This is a genomic window from Palleniella intestinalis (assembly GCF_013166595.1).
In the GTDB taxonomy this organism is placed as follows: Bacteria; Bacteroidota; Bacteroidia; order Bacteroidales; family Bacteroidaceae; genus Prevotella; species Prevotella intestinalis.
In genome coordinates, this window is the sequence record NZ_JABKKG010000003.1 from 183571 (window position 1) to 202580 (window position 19010).

General features: G+C 47.3%; 16 protein-coding genes. All 16 read left to right on the forward strand.

The genetic code is table 11. The features are described from left to right. Positions 1-42 precede the first annotated feature (42 nt). The 16 genes from HPS57_RS05490 to HPS57_RS05565 all read left to right on the forward strand — a co-directional run bounded on the left by HPS57_RS05490 (position 43) and on the right by HPS57_RS05565 (position 18686). Positions 43-609, forward strand: a complete 567-nt coding sequence (locus HPS57_RS05490) for an SPOR domain-containing protein (RefSeq protein ID WP_253946473.1) — start codon at positions 43-45, stop codon at positions 607-609. After that, positions 609-1187: a GTP cyclohydrolase I FolE gene (gene folE / locus HPS57_RS05495; RefSeq protein WP_172180981.1), complete on the forward strand. Its 579-nt coding sequence runs from the start codon at positions 609-611 to the stop codon at positions 1185-1187. The genes HPS57_RS05490 and folE overlap by 1 nt, the downstream gene beginning before the upstream one ends. 113 nt (positions 1188-1300) lie before the next feature. Next, on the forward strand, positions 1301-2128 hold the full coding sequence (locus HPS57_RS05500) for a transketolase (protein WP_172180983.1): 828 nt from the start codon (positions 1301-1303) through the stop codon (positions 2126-2128). Positions 2129-2199: 71 nt separating this feature from the next. Continuing rightward, positions 2200-3123 carry a transketolase family protein gene (locus HPS57_RS05505; RefSeq protein ID WP_172180985.1) on the forward strand — a complete coding sequence of 308 codons (924 nt, stop codon included), beginning with the start codon at positions 2200-2202 and terminating at the stop codon, positions 3121-3123. Between the two features lie 40 nt (positions 3124-3163). Beyond that, positions 3164-4657: an FGGY-family carbohydrate kinase gene (locus HPS57_RS05510; protein WP_172180987.1), complete on the forward strand. Its 1494-nt coding sequence runs from the start codon at positions 3164-3166 to the stop codon at positions 4655-4657. 126 nt (positions 4658-4783) lie between these two features. Further along, positions 4784-6214 (forward strand): L-fucose/L-arabinose isomerase family protein, encoded by a 1431-nt coding sequence (locus HPS57_RS05515; protein ID WP_172180989.1) that lies wholly within the window; start codon positions 4784-4786, stop codon positions 6212-6214. Positions 6215-6229: 15 nt separating this feature from the next. Continuing rightward, positions 6230-6997, forward strand: a complete 768-nt coding sequence (locus tag HPS57_RS05520; RefSeq protein WP_172180991.1) for an exodeoxyribonuclease III — start codon at positions 6230-6232, stop codon at positions 6995-6997. Positions 6998-8069: 1072 nt separating this feature from the next. After that, complete coding sequence (locus HPS57_RS05525; protein ID WP_253946474.1) at positions 8070-8564, forward strand: hypothetical protein; 495 nt, start codon at positions 8070-8072, stop codon at positions 8562-8564. Between the two features lie 52 nt (positions 8565-8616). Then, positions 8617-11718, forward strand: a complete 3102-nt coding sequence (locus HPS57_RS05530; RefSeq protein ID WP_172180994.1) for a tubulin-like doman-containing protein — start codon at positions 8617-8619, stop codon at positions 11716-11718. Between the two features lie 26 nt (positions 11719-11744). Then, a complete protein-coding gene (locus HPS57_RS05535) occupies positions 11745-12368 on the forward strand; it encodes a hypothetical protein (protein ID WP_172180995.1) in 624 nt (207 codons plus the stop codon). A gap of 12 nt (positions 12369-12380) precedes the next feature. Then, complete coding sequence (locus tag HPS57_RS05540; protein ID WP_172180996.1) at positions 12381-13529, forward strand: hypothetical protein; 1149 nt, start codon at positions 12381-12383, stop codon at positions 13527-13529. A 7-nt stretch (positions 13530-13536) separates the two neighbouring features. After that, on the forward strand, positions 13537-14346 hold the full coding sequence (locus HPS57_RS05545; protein WP_172180998.1) for a hypothetical protein: 810 nt from the start codon (positions 13537-13539) through the stop codon (positions 14344-14346). 17 nt (positions 14347-14363) lie between these two features. Beyond that, positions 14364-15335, forward strand: a complete 972-nt coding sequence (locus HPS57_RS05550; protein WP_172181000.1) for a nuclear transport factor 2 family protein — start codon at positions 14364-14366, stop codon at positions 15333-15335. 17 nt (positions 15336-15352) lie between these two features. Next, on the forward strand, positions 15353-16513 hold the full coding sequence (locus HPS57_RS05555) for a formylglycine-generating enzyme family protein (protein WP_172181012.1): 1161 nt from the start codon (positions 15353-15355) through the stop codon (positions 16511-16513). Between the two features lie 30 nt (positions 16514-16543). Further along, a complete protein-coding gene (locus HPS57_RS05560; protein ID WP_172181014.1) occupies positions 16544-18247 on the forward strand; it encodes a hypothetical protein in 1704 nt (567 codons plus the stop codon). A 16-nt stretch (positions 18248-18263) separates the two neighbouring features. Continuing rightward, positions 18264-18686 carry a hypothetical protein gene (locus HPS57_RS05565; RefSeq protein WP_172181016.1) on the forward strand — a complete coding sequence of 141 codons (423 nt, stop codon included), beginning with the start codon at positions 18264-18266 and terminating at the stop codon, positions 18684-18686. The last annotated feature ends 324 nt before the right edge of the window (positions 18687-19010 follow it).

The window sequence follows — 19010 nt, forward strand, 5'->3', positions numbered from 1 at the left end:
GTGGAATGGAGGAGAGCATATTTTATATATGATTTTTTGAATATGATGAAACATCTCTTTATTACAATATGTCTGGCATTGGTGGCTTTCGCTGCCAATGCACAGACTATTACTGATGAACTCCGACGCTCCAAGGACGGAGAGGGTACGGTAGTCATAAACCAAAGTCAGGAGATCGAACGTCTCGTGAATGCTGCAGATGTGCGCCAACAGGCAGAGAAAGCACCGTCGGCAACGACATCAGAGCCGGCGACAGCAACCGCTCCGTCAACGGAGAGAGGCACTTCCGCCACGGAAGGTGTAGCCGCCACGGCGGAAACTGGAAAGAAAATAATGCGCCATAGTTACAAGACTACAGGCTACCGCATACAGATTTACAGCGGAGGAAACAAGCGTGCCGACCGCATCAAGTGTGAGCAGATTGCGCAAAGGGTGAAGGGCAGTTTCCCGAATCTCCCTGTTTATGTGCATTTCTACTCTCCGAGCTGGAAGTGCCGCGTGGGAAATTTCACCAACCAGGAGGAGGCCTCGGCTGTGCTTAAGCAGATACGTGCCATGGGATATTCACAGGCGTGTCTTGTCAAAGGTAAAATTAATGTTCAGTATTGATGACAGAGGAAGAGACATATTTGCGTCCGGGGCTTGATGAACTTGCAGGACATTACAAGGAAATCCTCGGACTGCTTGGGGAAGACCCCGGGCGTGAGGGGCTTGAAAAGACACCGATGCGTGTGGCAAAGGCGATGCAGTTCCTTACGAAAGGCTACGGGCAAGACCCGAAAGCGATACTTGAAAAGGCGCTGTTCCATGAGGAGTACAGCCACATGGTTATCGTCAAGGACATCAATTTCTACTCGATGTGCGAGCACCACATGCTGCCGTTCTACGGGAAAGTGCATGTGGCATACATCCCAAACGGAACAATCACAGGGCTTTCCAAGATAGCACGCGTTGTGGAAGTCTTCGCACGACGCCTGCAAGTGCAGGAGAGAATGACTCATCAGATTATGGAAGTCATACAGGAGACCCTGCATCCTATGGGTGTCATTGTTGTCATAGAGGCGGCACACATGTGCATGCAGATGCGCGGTGTGGAGAAGCAGAATTCCGTAACCACAACATCCGCATTCTCGGGTGTGTTCAAGGCACAGGAGACTCGGCAGGAATTCATGAACCTGATAAAGTGAGCAGGCTTTCCCAGGGATAGCCTTTAAGCGGTTCAATGCCGCCGTACGTACGGTGGAAGCCGTATATTTACAGGAAGAAAACAAAAATAAATCAACCATAAATCAAACTAACAATGACAGCAAAAGAACTTACTCTGCAGTCAGAAACCAACCGTAAGCGCTTGGTGGAGATTGTCTACAATGGAGGTGCCGGCCATATTGGCGGCGACTTGTCATGCCTTAATGTTATGACAGCACTCTATTTCGATGTGATGAATGTTAACCCTGAAGACCCTAAAATGCCAGAACGCGACCGTTTCGTGCTCTCTAAGGGACATTGTGTGGAGGCTCTTTACAGTGTGCTGGAAGCAAAAGGCTTTATCACAAAGGAACTTACGGACACTCTCGGACAGTTCAATTCTGTGCTTTCCGGACACCCTACGATTGAGGTTCCGGGCATAGAGGTGAACTCCGGCGCTCTCGGCCACGGCCTTCCTATCGGTGTTGGAATGGCTATTGCGGCAAAGATGGACAAGCAGCCATGGCGCACTTATGTCATGATGGGCGACGGCGAGCAGGGTGAAGGCTCTATATATGAGGCTGCCATGGCAGGCTCTAACTACAAGCTGGATAATCTTGTGGCAATCATTGACCGCAATCATCTTCAGATTTCCGGTGACACAGAGGATGTCATGAAGATTGATTCCGTAAAGGAACGCTGGACAGCGTTCGGCTGGGATGTCATTGAAATCAATGGCGACTCTTGTGAGGAGATTCTTGATGCGTTCCATTCTATCGACTACACTAACGGCAAGCCTCACCTCATCATCTCTCATACGACAAAGGGATATGGCATCTCTTATATGGAGAATGTGGCAAAATGGCACCACGGAATGCCTAATCAGGAGCAGTACGAGCAGGCTGTCAGTGAGATAAGCGCACGTATCGAAAGCCTGAAGTAAGTAGTCTTCATGGCAGGATGTTATGCTTTTCCTGCCCAATCCATCAACATTTAACCTAAAAATCGAAAGAAATGATTGCTTGTAGAAAGAGTTTTACCGATGAGCTTTTGCGTCTCGGTAAGCAAGATAAAGATATTATTGCCGTGACAAGTGACGCGCGCGGCTCAGTGACATTGGGCGATTTCGCCAACGAACTCCCTGAACAGTTCGTGGAGTGTGGCATCGCCGAGCAGGATGCTGTCGGCATTTCCGCAGGTCTGGCTCACTCAGGAAAGAAGGTTTTCTGCTGCGGACCGGCATGTTTCTATGTCGCACGCTCCTTGGAGCAGGTAAAGGTTGACCTCGCATATTCACAGAATCCTGTGACAATCCTTGGCGTATCGGGCGGTATTGCCTATGGCGCACTCGGCGCAACCCACCATTCTCTCCACGACATCGCTGCTCTCCGCACATTCCCGGGAATGTCTGTATTCCTCCCTGCTGACGGCCAGCAGACAAAGGTTCTTGTCGGCAAACTTGTGGATTACAATCAGGCGGCTTATGTACGTGTGGGACGTGCTGCCGTTCCTGAGGTTTATCCTGAGACAAAGACAGACTTCGAGATTGGCAAGGCAGAGCAGATTCATGACGGCGACGATGTAGCTATCATCGCAGTAGGTGAGCCTGTATGGCACGCTCTTGAGGCTGCAAAGCGTCTTGAGGCTGACGGAATCCACGCCCGTGTGATAGACATGTCATTGGCAATCAAGCCATGCGACCGTGAGGCTGTCATCAAGGCGGCACGTGAGACCGGACGCATCATCACCGTAGAGGAGCACTCCCGTTATGGAGGTCTTGGCGGTATGGTGGCAGAGATTGTCTGCGAGGAAGTTCCGGGAACAGAGTTGACAATCCTTGGTATTCCTGATGAGAATGCCGTACACGGCACAGACAAGGAGATTCGCCACTATTACGGACTCGATGCTGACGGCATCTATGCTACTGTTAAGGAGTAATTCGTATATTTGATAATACATTTTACAAAACTGTAAAATAATGATTATCTCTATAGATCAGAGCACATCGGCTACTAAAGCCCTGCTCTTCGACGATAACTGCAAACTTCTGAAGCAGGTGGGCGTGCCTCACAAGCAGCACTATCCTCAGCCGGGATGGGTGGAACATGATGCGGAGGAGATTTGGCAGAACACCATAACAGCCATGAAAGAGGCTCTCTGTGCGCTCCCGGAAGGGGAGGGCATGGGAGGCTCTCTCAGCGTTGCCATAACAAACCAGCGCGAGACGGTTGTCGTATGGAACCGCGAGACCGGCAAACCTGTCTGCAATGCTGTCGTATGGCAGTGCATGCGCGGACAGCAAATCTGTGATGACCTGAAGGCAAAAGGCTATGGCGACATGGTGAAAGAGAAGTCCGGACTTCTCATCGACCCTTATTTCGCAGGCTCAGGTGCCAAGTGGATTCTTGACAATGTTGACGGTGCGCGTGCCTTGGCAGAGGAAGGGAAGCTGTGTTTCGGCACGATTGACTCATGGCTTGTTTACAAACTGACCGGTGGAAAGGTGCATGCCACAGATTATACCAACGCTTCACGCACAATGCTGTTCAATGTCCACACTCTTGATTGGGACGACGAACTGCTTGACATGCTTACCGTGCCACGTTCAATGATGCCGGAAGCACTGCCTTGCGATGCCGTTTACGGTGAGGTGTGTGAGGAAGTGCTTGCGCAATTAGGATGCAAGGCAACCATAGTGAAGATAGCCGGAATCCTTGGTGACAGCCATGGCGCACTCAGCGGTCAGATGTGCTTCGCGGAAGGCTTTGGCAAAGCGACTTACGGCACAGGCTCTTCCGTCATGGTGAACATCGGTGAGAACTGCGCTCCAGCTCCTGACGGACTTGTGACATCTGTGGGATTCTCTGCTCTTGGCAAGACTTTCTATGCTTTTGAAGGTAACATCCACTGCACAGGTGCAACGCTTAACTGGCTCCGTGACCAGCTTCAGCTCATCAACGGCCCACAGGAAGTGGAGGCAATGGCTACATCCGTGCCTGACAACGGTGGTGTTTATTTCGTTCCGGCGTTCTCGGGACTTGGAGCACCATGGTGGAATGCTGACGCAAAGGCGTGCATCTCAGGCATGACTTTCGCCTCTACAAAGGCTCATGTGGTACGTGCCGCACTCGAAAGCATTGCCTATCAGGTGACCGACCTTATCAAGACCATGACCGAAAAGGCAGGAATCAATCTGAAGGAAGTCCGTGTCGACGGCGGTCCTACCAAGAACAAGTTCCTCATGCAGATGCAGTCCGACCTCCTTCAAGTGCCTGTCGTGCGTTCCGAAGTGGAGGATGCTTCAGCGTTCGGAGCACTTGTAATGAACCGTTTCGCCCTTGGCGTATGGAAAACTTTTGACGAGGCACAGAAGGCATGGACAGCCCTTGAAGCCACAACTCCGGTACATACTCCTGAGGATATGGCACCGGCGTATGCCGGATGGCAGAAGGCTGTGCAGAGCTTACTATAAAAATAACTTGGGTTGCAAGAGGAATTTAGTGATAAATCATGATTCATCATGATGAAACATGTTGCATCAACCCACAATCAATCACCCCATAATCAATAACAAACAACCCAAATACCTATTAATATTATGTATCAACCAGCTAAACCGGGAAAAGAGACTTTCGGTCTCATCATAGGCACACGCGCCTATTTCAATTATGAGCTTGCCATTGACGTGCGCAACACTCTTATCAGTGAACTTACCAAAGCAGGCTATGGCATTGTGCTTCTTGATGAAAACGAGACAGTTACAGCAGGTGCAATGGAGACTGTCGAGGACGGCAAGAAGTGTGCTGAACTCTTCCGCAAACATCGTGACGAGATTGACGGAATCATCGTCTCTCTTCCAAACTTCGGCTTCGAGATTGGCATCATCAACGCCATCTCACGTGCAGAGCTGAATGTCCCTGTACTCGTTCAGGCTTGTGACGACGAGAACGACAAGGTTGACCTTGACCACCGCCGTGACTCTTTCTGCGGAAAGATTTCTGTTTGCAACAACCTCTACCAGTATGGCATTCCTTTCACAGACACAACTCTCCACACATACTCCATCAACTCTCCGCTGATGATGCAGGATGTCAACCGCTTTGCTGCCATTTGCCGCGTGGTGAAGAAGCTGACTCACTGCCGTGTGGGACAGATAGGCACACGTCCGCTTGGCTTCAACACTTGCCGCGCATCCGAGAAACTCCTTCAGGCTTCCGGCATAACAGTCGTTCCTGTCGACCTTTCTGAAATCCTCTACAATGCAGAGCGTGTGGCTGACGATGACCCGAAACTCATCGAAAAGATGGCTGCCATCCGCGGATATGCCACAGTTCCTGAGGCTTATGACGACAAAGTCAAGACACAGGCTAAGTTCGGTGTTGCCGTAGAAAACTGGATTGAGGCAAACGAAGTGGACTGTGTGGCAATGCAGTGCTGGGATTCTCTCGAAGTAAACTATGGCTGCGCTGCCTGCGTGACAATGTCCATGCTCGGCGAGAAGGGCATCCCTTGCGCTTGCGAGACAGACCTCGCCGGTGCTGTGGCTATGTATGCTCTGCACCTTGCTTCTGAGCTTGCTCCTGCTCTTGCCGACTGGAACAACAATTTCGCCGAGGATCGTGAGAAGTGCGTGGTCACACACTGTGGCAACTTCCCTAAGTCATTCATCCGTAACGAGATAAAGCTCGGCCCTCTCGGTGTGCTCGGCCGTACTCTCGGTAAGGTTCGCACCTTCGGCGCTGTCTATGGCAAGTGTACAGAAGGTGAGTTCACATATTTCCGCATCTCTACCGATGACACTCTCGGCTGCATCAAGGCTTACCTTGGCAAGGGCGAGATGACAAACGACCCATACGGAATGGACGGCTGCATCGCTGTCACTAAGGTGCCAAACCTCCAGGGACTGATGAAGTTCATCTGTAAGAATGGCTTCGAGCACCATGTCGCTATGGTACGTACCGATGTCGTTGAGATTCTCCGCGAGGCTATCGAGACATACCTCGGCTGGGAGCTTTATGTACACGAATAATACATACGTTCCGCAATGAAGTTCATTTCATGGAATGTCAACGGTCTGCGTGCTTGCGTAGGGAAAGACTTCGAGAAGTCTTTCCTTGCGCTTGACGCAGACTTTTTTTGTCTTCAGGAGACAAAGATGCAGGCGGGACAGCTTGATTTGCAGTTCGTCGGGTATAAGTCTTATTGGAACTATGCCGAGAAGAAAGGCTATTCCGGCACAGCCATCTACACAAAGCATGAGCCGCAGAGTGTGCTGTACGGCATGCGTCCAATCCTCGGTGACGATGTCGACGAGCATGAGCACGAAGGCCGCGTGATAACCCTCGAGTACGAGGATTTCTTCCTTACAACAGTATATGTGCCGAATGCCCAGGACGGACTGCGCCGCTTGGACTACCGTATGCGTTGGGAAGACGATTTCCTGCGCTACATAAAGGCTTTGGACGAAAAGAAACCTGTCATCTTCTGCGGTGACCTCAATGTCGCCCATGAGGAGATAGACCTTAAGAATCCGAAGACAAACCGCAGGAATGCGGGCTTCACCGACGAGGAGCGCGGCAAGTTCTCCACCCTGCTGGCAAACGGTTTTGCGGACACGTTCCGCACACTTCATCCCGAGGAGCAGACCTACTCATGGTGGTCCTACCGTTTCCATGCCCGTGAGAAGAATGTCGGCTGGCGCATCGACTATTTTGTTGTGTCCGAACGTCTGATGCCGAGGGTGGAAAGTGCCGCTATCCATACAGACATTTTCGGCAGCGACCACTGTCCCGTGGAGCTTGTTTTGAAATGAGGAATCTTCGCTCGTCGCATGAGGATGTCATTACTTTCCCATCCGGATTCGGAAGATTTTTGCAGATAAAACAAATCCAATGCGTGTTTGATATGTAAGAGTATCAGACACGCATTGTTTGTAAATCATTGTTTTCGCGATACCCATTTTAAGCTTCGGATGCCAAACAAAAATATATTATTCTAACAGATTGAAAAACAGAAGGATAGAGACGGGGTGACGAAAGGTAACACTTTACATTGCAAAGTGTTACCTTTCGCTTGGTAAAGTGTTACCTTTTACAGTGTCAAGTGTTACCTTTCGCCCGATGAAGTGTGTCACCTTCCGTAATGTCTCGGTGTCAATATGAGAGAAAGCCGTTTTTTTTCAGTAACTAATCAGTGTGTATCAGTCCGGAAAAAGTTACTTTTCCCATGGGATTTTGTTAATGTATTGTAAAAAATATGTTGTTCGCTTGATAGTTTTTGGATATTAATGAAATAAAAGTTAACTTTGTTGTTGACTTTTTAGAGTCTTTGTCAAAATGTTGTGAATGAGAACGTGTTCTTGCAATGCAACATGACGAGGGCAGCCTGCGCCGGGTTGATAAGCAGACGCTTTGCAACGGATGGGTGGGAAAGAAAAGTCAAGACATAATTAAGGCGTTTACTTAACGCTACGTTCGTGACGTATCAGAAATCTAGCAAATTTTAAGATACAAATATTAAAGTCGTGGACATAGCAACGGTAGATGCCCCGGGTGTGATTATATCACGACCTATCGTGGATTGGTGCAAAAACCTCTTTAAAAAAAGTGGTCATATTGCGCCATGGGATGGGTGTATTATATTCATATCGGCGTGGGCTCTGACGTTGTCTGTTCGACTTTAATAGGCAATTGCTAGAGCCTCTGATGCGTGGAATGGACAGCAGGAAGTTCTCACGCTTTTTTTGTGTCCTATTGAGTTGATTATATATTATTATGTAGGACTATTTCCGGCTCAGCCGTTATTCATTTATGGGTGCATTGTTTGATATCATGTATTATGCCATTGGTAGCTTCTTTTTAGGAGTTATCCTCACGTTGTTAGGCATGATTCTTATGTTTTTTCTTGTGAAGTCTTGGCTTAAGAATGCAGAGTTCACTCTTGCAAGTTACATTGTAGGAGGCGTCCTGTTCTTTTTCCTTGCGTTTCAGACAGTTCTTCTTTGTGGTGCTGTAACGATAAAGTCGTATGTCGGTGATGTGGAACTCTATGTAAACAATTTGGTTTCAGGACTATCACAATCGGCAGTGTTGTCAAGTCAGGATAGCCAGGAGATACTTGAAAGCATCAGTAATGAATTCCCGCTTGTCGGCTACTATGTCGATATTGCAGATTTCAGTGGGCATACTCCGCTTACAATTGCTGCATCTATGGCTGAGGAGTTGGGCAGCTATATGAATTGGTATATTCTGAGGCGATTGTTATGGATGTTGCTGTTCATTGCCATAGGCGCATTTGCTGTGATTAAGACAATGGACAAAAGCATGAAATATACGCCAAAGCGTGGCAGCACAACTAACAGGTATGTGTATGACGACTAACTTTCCAGTAGAAATAAACAAGTAATCAAATAACTTAATAAAAACAATAATTATGTCAAATCATCTTATCATTGGACTTGGAGGTACAGGTGGAAAAGTTCTCCGTGAATTCCGTAAGCGTGTATACGAGGAATTTCGTAGTAACGACCCTTGCCATGGTGTGTTTTTGGATTATGTCTATGTAGATTCGTCGCCTGCCGACCTTAACGACCGTTCCGGTTGGAAGGTAATAGGCAAAAGTGTTCATCTTGGTGAGGCTCAGAAAGTTAACATCAATGGCATGAACGCTTCTGTGCTCCAGAATCTTGGAATGTATCCTGGCATCCAGAGCTTTATCAATGGCAATGACAAATCCTTGATGGACAGGCACATGGGGCCGCTTATCACTGCCGGAATTGGAGGTCAGCGTCGCCGTTTGGGACGCATGTTGCTGGCTAACAACCTTAGTGATTCTGCCAACCAAAGCAATCTGAACAATGTGATTCACAATGCCGTGGTACGTTTGCAGAGCGCGTCAGGCGACAATGATGTGACTTTCCACATCTGTGCAGGTTTGGCAGGTGGAACAGGTTCGGGTTCGATTGTGGATGTCATTGCCCAGATACGAAAGCAATATCCTTATCAGGAGAGCACTCATGCATTCAAGATTCGCCTTTTTGTGTACATGCCTGAGCGCAATATGGTTTATGCCAACCATGACAGCGGATTCTATCAGGCCAATGGCTATGCTGCTTTGCAGGAACTGAACGCCATCAGTGCAGGTTACTATGCCCCTGTGGACATTACAGGCGAGAAGGATGTCTACACTCAGGAAGTAAGGAAACTTATGGAGAGGCAGGAATCTTTTGAGGCTGCCTACATTTACAGTAATGTGAATGAAGCCGGCAAGATGCTTGACTTGAGCCATGGACTTCCGGCATCTGTAGCTGATTTCATGTTCCAGACCATCGTTGTCGCCAACATGACAGGCGGCGCAGGAAAGATGGCAAGGCTTGTGGGATGCGAGAATGACGGTGCCGGTCCTGAGCAGGATCAAAGCGGTGCTAAGAACAGAAGCCGTAAATTCCTGTCATTCGGTATCAGCCGCATAGAGTACCCTGAGTCAGAAATCAATGAGTATATGGTTTATAACTATGCCATCCAGGCTGCACGTCAGCTCACATACGACATGTGGCAGGAGGGTATAGGCTATGGTGAACGTTCCATAGAAGAGGTTGGTGCCGGATTCTTGGATGAAATCAAGAACCCAACAAACAGAGAGCGCTTCAAATTGGCGAACTCTTATATCACCTTAGGACGCCCTATCATTGAGTCTTCCTCAACAAAACGGTGGAAAGACCTGACTACCACATGGGAAGACCGCACACAGCAGGATGCCGGTCTGGTGCAGTCGCAATATGAAAAGAAACAGTGGTTTGCTGAGTTTACCACATTGATAGACGCTTATTATGCCGATGGATTCCGTTCCCATGGTGTAGTGAAGTTCTATGATATACAGCGTCAGGAAGTGAAAGCCTACGCCCGCAACATCCGTAGGGTCATTGAGAAAATTCTTTTTGATGAATGGACAAGCGGTGGAAAAGATAGCAAAAGCATATTGGCGATAGAGCGTTATGCACAGTTGCTGCGAGCGGACTGTAATGACCGTATTGCTACTTTTAAGCGGCAAATCGGAAATATGGAGGCGGAACTTGAAGAACATTCTGCTGCTGTCAAGGCTGCTGATACCGCTTGGAATAACATAGGCTGGCTTAAGGATGCGCTTACAAATGCGTCATCAAAGGTTTTTGCACAATACAAGACTGCAAAATGCAACTATTACACAACATCCACGCGCATTCAGGCTTACCTCTATGGCATAACCCTCCTGCAAGAGATTATTGTGGAATTGGGCAACATGATAGAGGGAGTGCAGGCGTTTAAGAATGAACTGAACGAAATCTTGTCACAGGTGGTTGTTCAGGCAGGCACGAAATGCCAGGTGAATGCTGTTCAGGATGATGCTATCATCAAGAAGTATGACCCGGAGAAAATACAGCAGTTGGGCAAATTGTATGCAACAAACTTTGAGTATCAAAGTGGTAATGCTGCCGAGATTCGTGCAAAAATGGTAGCGAACTTAGGCGAGGATGGTGAACATACATTTGCTAATCTGTATGATTCCATTGACCAGGAGACGGCTATGGGAATCATTTTGGATGTCTGCACAAAGAACGCCCATGCCGCAATGGATGATTCAGCAAAGAATGACCCGATGATGAAAATGGTAGGAGTGAACATCCTTGACAAACTTAAGGTGGAATTGAACACAGAGGAAAAGATAGAGGCGTTTGTTAAGTCGTGTGTCAATTGGGCGCGTTCCTATGTACAGTTCAATCCGGAGGAGACAGGCAAGGTCATTGCAGGCAATTCGGGTAAGATGATGTCTATGGTACAGGTGGCTCTGCCAAAGGCTGAAAGTGACTCCACAGAGGCTTTCCGAAACAAACTCCTTGATGCCTTTGTGCAGAATGTTCCTGGATTTGTTCCTAACCTGGACACTGACTTGTCAATCAACTATAAGTCGAACCAAATGGTTGTGGTGTGTGCTAACGCCGGTTTCCCACTGCGCTATCTGGAGAACATGAAGACTTTGAAACAGAAATATGACCAACTGTTAGCTTCTCCTGAAGGAGAGTTGAACAAGATGGTGCTTCATACAGCAAGTTTTGCAAAGCCTCTTCCATCGCTCTTTGAACAAAGTGCGGTAGACTTGATGGAGAAGGCAAAGCGTCAGTTGATGTTGGCATTTGCATTTCAGATTGTCAAGCAGCACCAAGATCCTGTCACAGGGGAAAGTTTCTATGCACTGCGTGTGCCTGACGGAGACTTTGGTGATAGCTGGGTTAAACTGGCAAAAGATTTCAAGAGCTGCTTGGAGGCACTGTCACAAAACTTCAAGAACTACACACTTGTGGAAGAACAGGTTGCAGCAGAATTGAAAATCCAGGCTCGCAGCAATGAGCAGAAAGCAAACATGCGCAAGGCTGTTGGTGCTGTTGTTAAGCAAGTGATATTGCCGACAATGTGTGAGAACAATGAGTTTGACCCAACATACCTCAAATACAGAGATTTGGCAAAAGACATCTTCAATATGGAACTGAAAGAACTTTAATAGCAACAAAAAAACTGAAATACAAAATGGCAAAGATAAAAGGACTGTGTCACAATGATGATTGTGACTTGGCGGCAGAAAGAGTTATCCAAGAGGTAGAGAAATCCAACTTTGTGTGTGAGGAATGTGGCAAACCGTTGATTCCATTCGGCAACACATCCACAAAACCTAAGAACGGCTGGCAAAAGAATGTAGCCATTGGTGTTGCTGCATTGGCAGTGCTTGGTGGCGGTGGCTTCGCCCTTTCCCAAATGGGTGGCGGTGAGGAAAAGACTCCGGAGGCAGTTAATAAAGTTGATACAGCCAAAGTTGAACCGGTAAAAGCCGATACAGCTAAGGTTGAACCTGTCTCCGAACCTGTGAAGCCGGAGACGGAGAAAAAGGAGGAGACAAAGCCTGCACCGGAGAAAACACAGCCTGCTGCCCCTAAAGGCCCGTCTGTATCGTGGGGCAAATATACCGGTCCTGCTAACGGACTTGGTGGCACTATACGTGTGACAAAGTCATACTCTCTTGACCTGAACAATATGGATGGCGATGTCCTTGAACTTAATCCGGGTGATGAGATACAGAACACACAGTTCAAGAACGGACAGCTGCGCGGAGGTGTATGGGTGCATGGCGGTAAGCGCAGGTTCTTCAACAGATAATCCTCGATGCTGATGGCACAGCCATTTATGATAATAAAGCGTTTGTTGGCATTCCTTGTCTTGGGGATGCTGGCAAACGTATGCTCTTTTGCTGCTTCAGGATTCCGCTCCAATCTCTTGCAGGAAATGGCGGTGGTGTCGGGCATAAAACCTCAGATTGATAAACTTACGGACGGCTGTTATTATGATGTGTTCTCTTATAAGAACCGTCCGCTGACAGTGGTTGTGGACAATGATGAGGTTGTGCATGTCGGTTACACAATCTTTTCTCCAATGCAGAGGGAGTTTGTTGGCAGAGATATTGCTGATTTTATTGAAAGGTATTGGCTGTCAACTGATTTGCCATTGAAACGTTTGAAGACAGTAGAGCAACAAATGCGTGAGGACAGAGTCGTTTTTTCCAAAGGCTCTATGTCTGTAATTGCCAAGTTGCAAGGAGATTCAACTTTGTCTGTGCAGACATTAATGGATTTTGAGAGGCGTTATGACATTACTTGGAAGAAAGGCGATGTTACAGTGTGTGCATTGAGCTTCCCTGTCGATAATGAATTGCTCAGTGGCAGAAGCCTTATCGAGAATGACCAAAGGTTGGCTGATGACATTCAACGTGCAAGACAGATTCAGCCCTCGAAGGACATTACCGTAAATGGCGACATGTTGCAACATTCTCAGGAACATGGATATTATGTGCTTCCGGGTGAAAGCTATTACATGGATTCGCTTACAGGCAACCGTTATTTCCATAGGGACAAGAAGAATAGACAGTTCCACTTGCTGAATACTCCTGAATATGGGTTTGAAACCATAGCGAACATGTTGACAGGCACAGACTTGCCTCAGGCAGAGAACTATGCTCTTACGCTTCGGCAGCAGACCTATAATTACCAACAGAAGATTGTCACGACTTCCTTAAGGCAATATGTCTCGTTTTGCCTGCAGAGCGGTTGCACTCCTTATGTGGGGCTTATAAGTGAGACGGGCAACATCGTGGAGGTTGAACTTGTGATGCGTAATGTCGCGTTGGGATATGTGCATGTCGCAAAACTGACATTCGACACCTCACAAATGGGTGAGGGCAGGGGAACAGTGTCCGGACGACTGAACGCGTATGTTCCGACTGCCAATGTCAAGAATCTGTTCAAAGACTTAAAAACAAAATGAAAGAGTAATGAAAAAGATATTTTTATGTTTGGTTGCATTGCTGACGTTTTTCCCAAACCTTTCCATCGATGCTATGGCACAGGAAGGGGAGTCCCCTTCGAAGACTATCAATAAGATAAAGCGGGACGGCAGCTATGTTTATGCGGAAGCTACTGCAAAGACAAGGGAAGAAGCTGCTGAGGCTGCAAAACAGTTGCTGTTGATAGAGATTAGTCAGTATGTGGCAACAAAGAAGAAGTTCTCAGGAGCCGACCAGGTGCTTATCAAGGACATGCAGACAGAAAGCCAGTCCATAGAGATGCCGCGTGGAGACATGACAAGAGTTTTCCTGTATGTAAAGAAAAATGACCTTATTGCCGCTGAAACTGTTGAGGCTGTCAATCAGAAAACGCTCAATGCTATCACACCGCGACCTGAACCCAAGAAGGTGAAAGAGGAAAAGAAAGCTGCTCCTGCACGTAAGGAAGAGGTGGCAGAAACCGTAACTCATAAGGTGTTGACGGTGAATGACCCTTCATTGAAGGACTGGCAGAAGAAACTTGTACAGGATGTGATGGACAGACAGGAATTCCATAAGGTCAAATTGGCTCTCAATAAGTACAAGTCACAATACAAGGTTAAACGCCTTGGCAGCAATGAAACATCTTGTCCAAATCCAAGCGAAGCGTTTTACGTGGTGTTTGGGAACGGTGGGAGCATCACACAGTTCATAAGTGCCGATACAGGCTCAGGGCGTATAGACTACGTGTCAGGCAAGTCGGCTGATGCAAGGGGTATAGAGTCAAAAAAGCATGTATGGTTTACGCTTTCTAAATAAACAAAACTTATATAACAATGAAAAAACTTATATATTTATTTCTCTTTTCACTTGTCTTCTGTGGCAGTGTGCATGCGCAGAATCATGTTGCTTTTGAAATAGACAAGAATGGTGGAGTCGCTTCCGATATGCCTGTCTCCATGATAGAGACAAATACGGCACGGCTGTTGACTGCCATTAATAATGCTGAGGCTGCAAAATCAAAGGAGCTGGACTTCTCCGGCATCAACATGACGGATGATGCAAAGAACAGTTTGGCTCAGATGTGGGCGAATGTTCATTTCAAAGTCATGGATGATGATATTTTCCAGAAGTGCATATCACTGAAAGCCAATGGGCGTGTGCGTGGCTATGAGGTGGCAAACATCGCCATTGAGATGATTCCTATGAATGACGAATATAAAGAGAGCCGCACTCAGGAGATAACCATCAGCTACAACAAGGGTGGAACGATTGATGACATTGTGATTTCAATGGGCAAGCATCAGTACACATCGTTGATGAAAGGTGCGGTGACACTTGATGACTACGACCGCCGCATGCAGATTCTACATTATGTGGAGCAGTTCCGCACGGCTTACTGCCAGAAGGATATGACTTTCCTTGACAATGTCTTCAGCGACGACGCACTTATCATAACCGGCAAGCGCACGATGAACAGAGTAAAGGATGGGCGTGGCATGGTTGCCAAGACTGAATACACCAAGCAGTCAAAGGCGGATTATCTTGCAGGGCTTGCCAAGGCATTCAAAAAAAACAAATACATCAATGTGAAGTTTGATGAAATCGAGGTTGAGAACAATCCTTTGCATACTCACATGTACGGAGTGACATTGAAACAGAAATGGAACTCTTCCACATACAGTGATGAAGGCATTGTCTTCCTCTTATGGGATTTCTCCAACGAGGAAGCTCCGAAGATTTATGTGCGTACATGGCAGTATCTGGACGATCCAAACAGGTTCAAGACAACTGATTTCGAATTCTAACAAATAAAAGCGATTTTATGAGACACCGATTAGTGTTTTTGCTGGCAACATTCTTCCTTTTAGCCTCTGAGTCCTATGCCCAGTTGAAGGTTTCGACCCCATGCTACAAGAAGGAAGGAGACATTTCTGCTAGCACAGAGGCACAAAACAGACCTTCAAAGAATGCTTATGGACAGAATCTTCCGTTTGCCTTGGTTCGCGTAGGCTTGGCGGAAGAGAATGTAAAGTTTGAGGGAAAGGGCGTCATCGAGAGCGAGTTCCGTGACAATGAGTATTGGGTTAGATTGCTGAGTACGGCAAAGGAGATGACCATCAAATCCCCACTGCATGAGCCATTGATTTACAGATTCCCCATACAGCTTGAAAACAACGCCACTTATATCATGTCCATAAACAAGGTTTTAGGAAAGCTGGAAATATCAAGCAATCTTGGTTCAAAAGTCAAAGTCTACATTGACAGCTGTCTGGTAAGCGAAGTGACCCCTTTCGTCTTTGAAGGAGACCAGGGGGAGCATGAACTGCTTGTCAAAGCCGATGGTTATGCCGATGAGAAGCGCGCTGTGAAAATCCCTGCCAACGGAACTGTAAAGATAACTGTCAATCTTAATGTGGAAGGCTCTCTGAAGGTAGGCAATGTCAGCTATGGAGAGATAGCCGTACGGAATGTTTCATTCTCCATGGGTGACAATAGTTTCTACTATGGTCGTCCTGTGCATACTGTGCAACTCCGTCCGTTCAACGTTGGCAAGGCAATGGTTTCCGCATCATTATGGAAGAGCGTGATGGGAGAGATTGACGAGAACATGATAGGTGCAAACGGTCAGGTTGTCAATGTGACTTACAGCCAATGCCTGGATTTCATTGCGTTGCTGAATGAGAAGACCGGCAAGTCCTATCGCCTGCCTACTGAGGCAGAGTGGGAGTACTGCGCCAAGAATGCCGGCAAACTTGGCATTGAAGATATGACAAGATGCCGTGAATGGTGTTCGGACTGGTTCGGTCATTATGCACAGTCAGGACCTTCGCCACAGGGACCGGCAACCGGCTTCCTGCGTGTTGTCAGAGGAGCAGATGGTCCGGGTACTTATTTTACTGTGGGCAGTGCCACATGGCGTGGGCAGATGAATCCTGAATCATCTGCCAAGGATGTCTCTTTCCGTTTGGCATCCGATAACTGATAAATTAAAACTACAATTAAAGAAAAGATTATGAGAGCAAGAGAATTTCTTTTGACAGCATTTGCTGCTTTGGCTGCAATGTCTGCCAATGCACAAGTGGAAAAGGTTTACATGAACCCTGTACAGTCTGCTGTCTCTTTGGACAGTAACAAGAAAAACCGTCTGCAGACAAAACTGATTATGGGTATGAGCAAGGCACATACTCTGAAAACGACAAAGGGACAGACGCTGACTGCCAACGGAAAACTGGCTTCCGACGGATATAAGTATGCACTCAACGTAAATGTTACGGAGGCGTCACACAAGCAGGATGAGGAACTTTTCTCAAGCAAGAAGAAGGACACCTACACTGCTACGGTGAAGATGAACGTTGCTTTGGTTGACGTTACAAACGGCAAGGAGGTGGCGAGCTCCCTCTTTGAGTGCTCTGCCAGCAACAAGGACATCAACACAGCCTACTATAAGGCTTTCAATACTGTTGACGAGGACATAATCGACTTCATAGACAACAGTCTTCCTGTCACGGCTGAGATGATAGAAATCTATGAAAGCAATGTTGACAAGGAGGATGCCGAAGCTAAAGCAGTGAAGGTCAACAAAGGGGCTGCCGCCGGTGTGCGTCGTGACATGATGTTCACTGTCTATAAGGAAGTCAACGGCGACAGACAAGAAATCGGCAAGGCGCGTTGTGAGCAGGTGCTCAGTGCCGATGAGTCTTTGCTGAAGGTTTATGGCAAGGAGGATGGCGACAAGACTGTTGCCGAGTTGTTCAAGAACATGGATGGCTCGTTCAATGTGGTCTTTGTCTCACGCTCCAAAAAACTATGGGGAAAGTTGGGCTCCAGTCTGACAAAGGTGTTCAAGAAGGATGAACGCACCAACTACTATGAGCCGGACCTTGACCGTCAGGCAAAACTCAAGGTTGGACTCATGGGCATCAATGCTGCAAACTCCAGTGTGACAAAGGAAGCCTTGGAACTTCTGGCATCTGAGACTGTGGAAGGCTTGTCAAAGGTGACAACAATCGACTTCGTCAAGCAGCTGCATCCTACTCTTGAAGCTGCTCAAAAGGCGGGTCTCGACGGACTGATTAACATCACTTTCGACAAACTTGACCAGACGACAAGCAAGACAAAGGAAGGCAAGACAAAGTATGAGTCTCACGCATACATCTCCATCGAGGGAATCAACGTGCACGACGGCTCATGGATAGAGATGACTGATGCCGACCAGCCACACTCCTCAATGGAGAATGCTGCAGAAGCTGTGAAGAAGGCTGTGGACGCTATGGATGACCATATCAAGAAATTTGCCGAGGATGTATTCCCTGTTGCCGGCAAGGTCATGGAAATCAAGGAGGCAAAAGACTATGTGGACAAGAAATCAAAGAAAAAGAAGGCAGAGGAGGACAATGCCCAGCCTGCCAAGCAGCGTGGCTCTGTGAAAGTGGCATCCATAAGCATCGGCTCAAATGTCGGAGTGCGCAAGAACATGATGTTTGACATCTACAAGCAGATAAAAGGTGTCGGTGCGGACTCACGTGTGTTCCTTGGAACAGGAAAAGTCAGCGAGAATCCATCTGCAACCGAGGCTGTAATCAAGATAAAGGGCTCAAAGAAGGGTGACGAGGTGATTTATGACATACTGAAGAACGCCACCGACGATTCAATCGAAATTATCGTCATTTCACGTGCCTTTGACGGACTTGGCGGTTTCTTGGACAGATTGTTGTAATATAAAAAAGCAGCTTATGAGATTATTATTTGGAATCCTGTTCGCACTGTCGGTAATGCCCTTGTTCGCTAAAAGTGATGTAGTCTATTTGGAAAAGGTCGGCAATGGAGGGACACGCGTGTTCTCGGTCGTTGTCCCTGTGATGGACAAAGAGCCTGAGACGATAGACTTGGCGAAACGCACATTGATAAATGCCTTGCTGTTTGAAGGTGTGGAGAACTACAATGGCGGCTTTCCGCTTGTGTCGAATCCCGAGCATATCTATGCCAAGGAGATGGTTGACCCAAACAAAGGTCAGTACCGCATCTACAGCAAGGAAATCTATTATGAGAATCGCGACAGCAGATCGTTGGCGTATTTCACCATTGTGCTGAACCATTTCAATTTGCTGAGGGTGCTGAACATGCGCAAAGCGATGGACACTCCATTTGCGGAGTAACCGTGAAAAGCAGTGTGCAGCTTGTTCTTATGCAATGAAATAATCTGCACACCGGAGAATGTTTTTAATTTAATCAGGGGTAGTAATGAGTTGTGAAAGTCATTACTACCCTTTGTTTTGTCAATATGTAAGCAAAAGTGTGCCTGTTGCTTGTAAAATGCTACGTATCTTAGTGTTTAAGGTAAACTGAAAAACCAACAAATGTTAAAATATTATTGCCGTGACGGAAGCTAACGCTTTGCATTGCAAAAGGTAACACTTTGCTTGGTGAAAGGTAGCCTTTCGCACTGTAAAAGGTAACCTGTCACTGTGCCCGGCATAGTT

Excerpts from the sequence above, each read along its gene's own strand:
- HPS57_RS05500 (WP_172180983.1), top strand. The coding sequence starts at position 1,301 with ATGACAGCAAAAGAACTTACTCTGCAGTCAGAAACCAACCGTAAGCGC.
- HPS57_RS05560 (WP_172181014.1), top strand. The coding sequence starts at position 16,544 with ATGAGAGCAAGAGAATTTCTTTTGACAGCATTTGCTGCTTTGGCTGCA.
- HPS57_RS05505 (WP_172180985.1), top strand. The coding sequence starts at position 2,200 with ATGATTGCTTGTAGAAAGAGTTTTACCGATGAGCTTTTGCGTCTCGGT.
- HPS57_RS05550 (WP_172181000.1), top strand. The coding sequence starts at position 14,364 with ATGAAAAAACTTATATATTTATTTCTCTTTTCACTTGTCTTCTGTGGC.
- HPS57_RS05510 (WP_172180987.1), top strand. The coding sequence starts at position 3,164 with ATGATTATCTCTATAGATCAGAGCACATCGGCTACTAAAGCCCTGCTC.
- HPS57_RS05525 (WP_253946474.1), top strand. The coding sequence starts at position 8,070 with ATGATTCTTATGTTTTTTCTTGTGAAGTCTTGGCTTAAGAATGCAGAG.
- HPS57_RS05520 (WP_172180991.1), top strand. The coding sequence starts at position 6,230 with ATGAAGTTCATTTCATGGAATGTCAACGGTCTGCGTGCTTGCGTAGGG.
- HPS57_RS05490 (WP_253946473.1), top strand. The coding sequence starts at position 43 with ATGATGAAACATCTCTTTATTACAATATGTCTGGCATTGGTGGCTTTC.
- HPS57_RS05535 (WP_172180995.1), top strand. The coding sequence starts at position 11,745 with ATGGCAAAGATAAAAGGACTGTGTCACAATGATGATTGTGACTTGGCG.
- HPS57_RS05530 (WP_172180994.1), top strand. The coding sequence starts at position 8,617 with ATGTCAAATCATCTTATCATTGGACTTGGAGGTACAGGTGGAAAAGTT.
- HPS57_RS05555 (WP_172181012.1), top strand. The coding sequence starts at position 15,353 with ATGAGACACCGATTAGTGTTTTTGCTGGCAACATTCTTCCTTTTAGCC.
- HPS57_RS05565 (WP_172181016.1), top strand. The coding sequence starts at position 18,264 with ATGAGATTATTATTTGGAATCCTGTTCGCACTGTCGGTAATGCCCTTG.
- HPS57_RS05545 (WP_172180998.1), top strand. The coding sequence starts at position 13,537 with ATGAAAAAGATATTTTTATGTTTGGTTGCATTGCTGACGTTTTTCCCA.
- HPS57_RS05540 (WP_172180996.1), top strand. The coding sequence starts at position 12,381 with ATGGCACAGCCATTTATGATAATAAAGCGTTTGTTGGCATTCCTTGTC.
- folE (WP_172180981.1), top strand. The coding sequence starts at position 609 with ATGACAGAGGAAGAGACATATTTGCGTCCGGGGCTTGATGAACTTGCA.
- HPS57_RS05515 (WP_172180989.1), top strand. The coding sequence starts at position 4,784 with ATGTATCAACCAGCTAAACCGGGAAAAGAGACTTTCGGTCTCATCATA.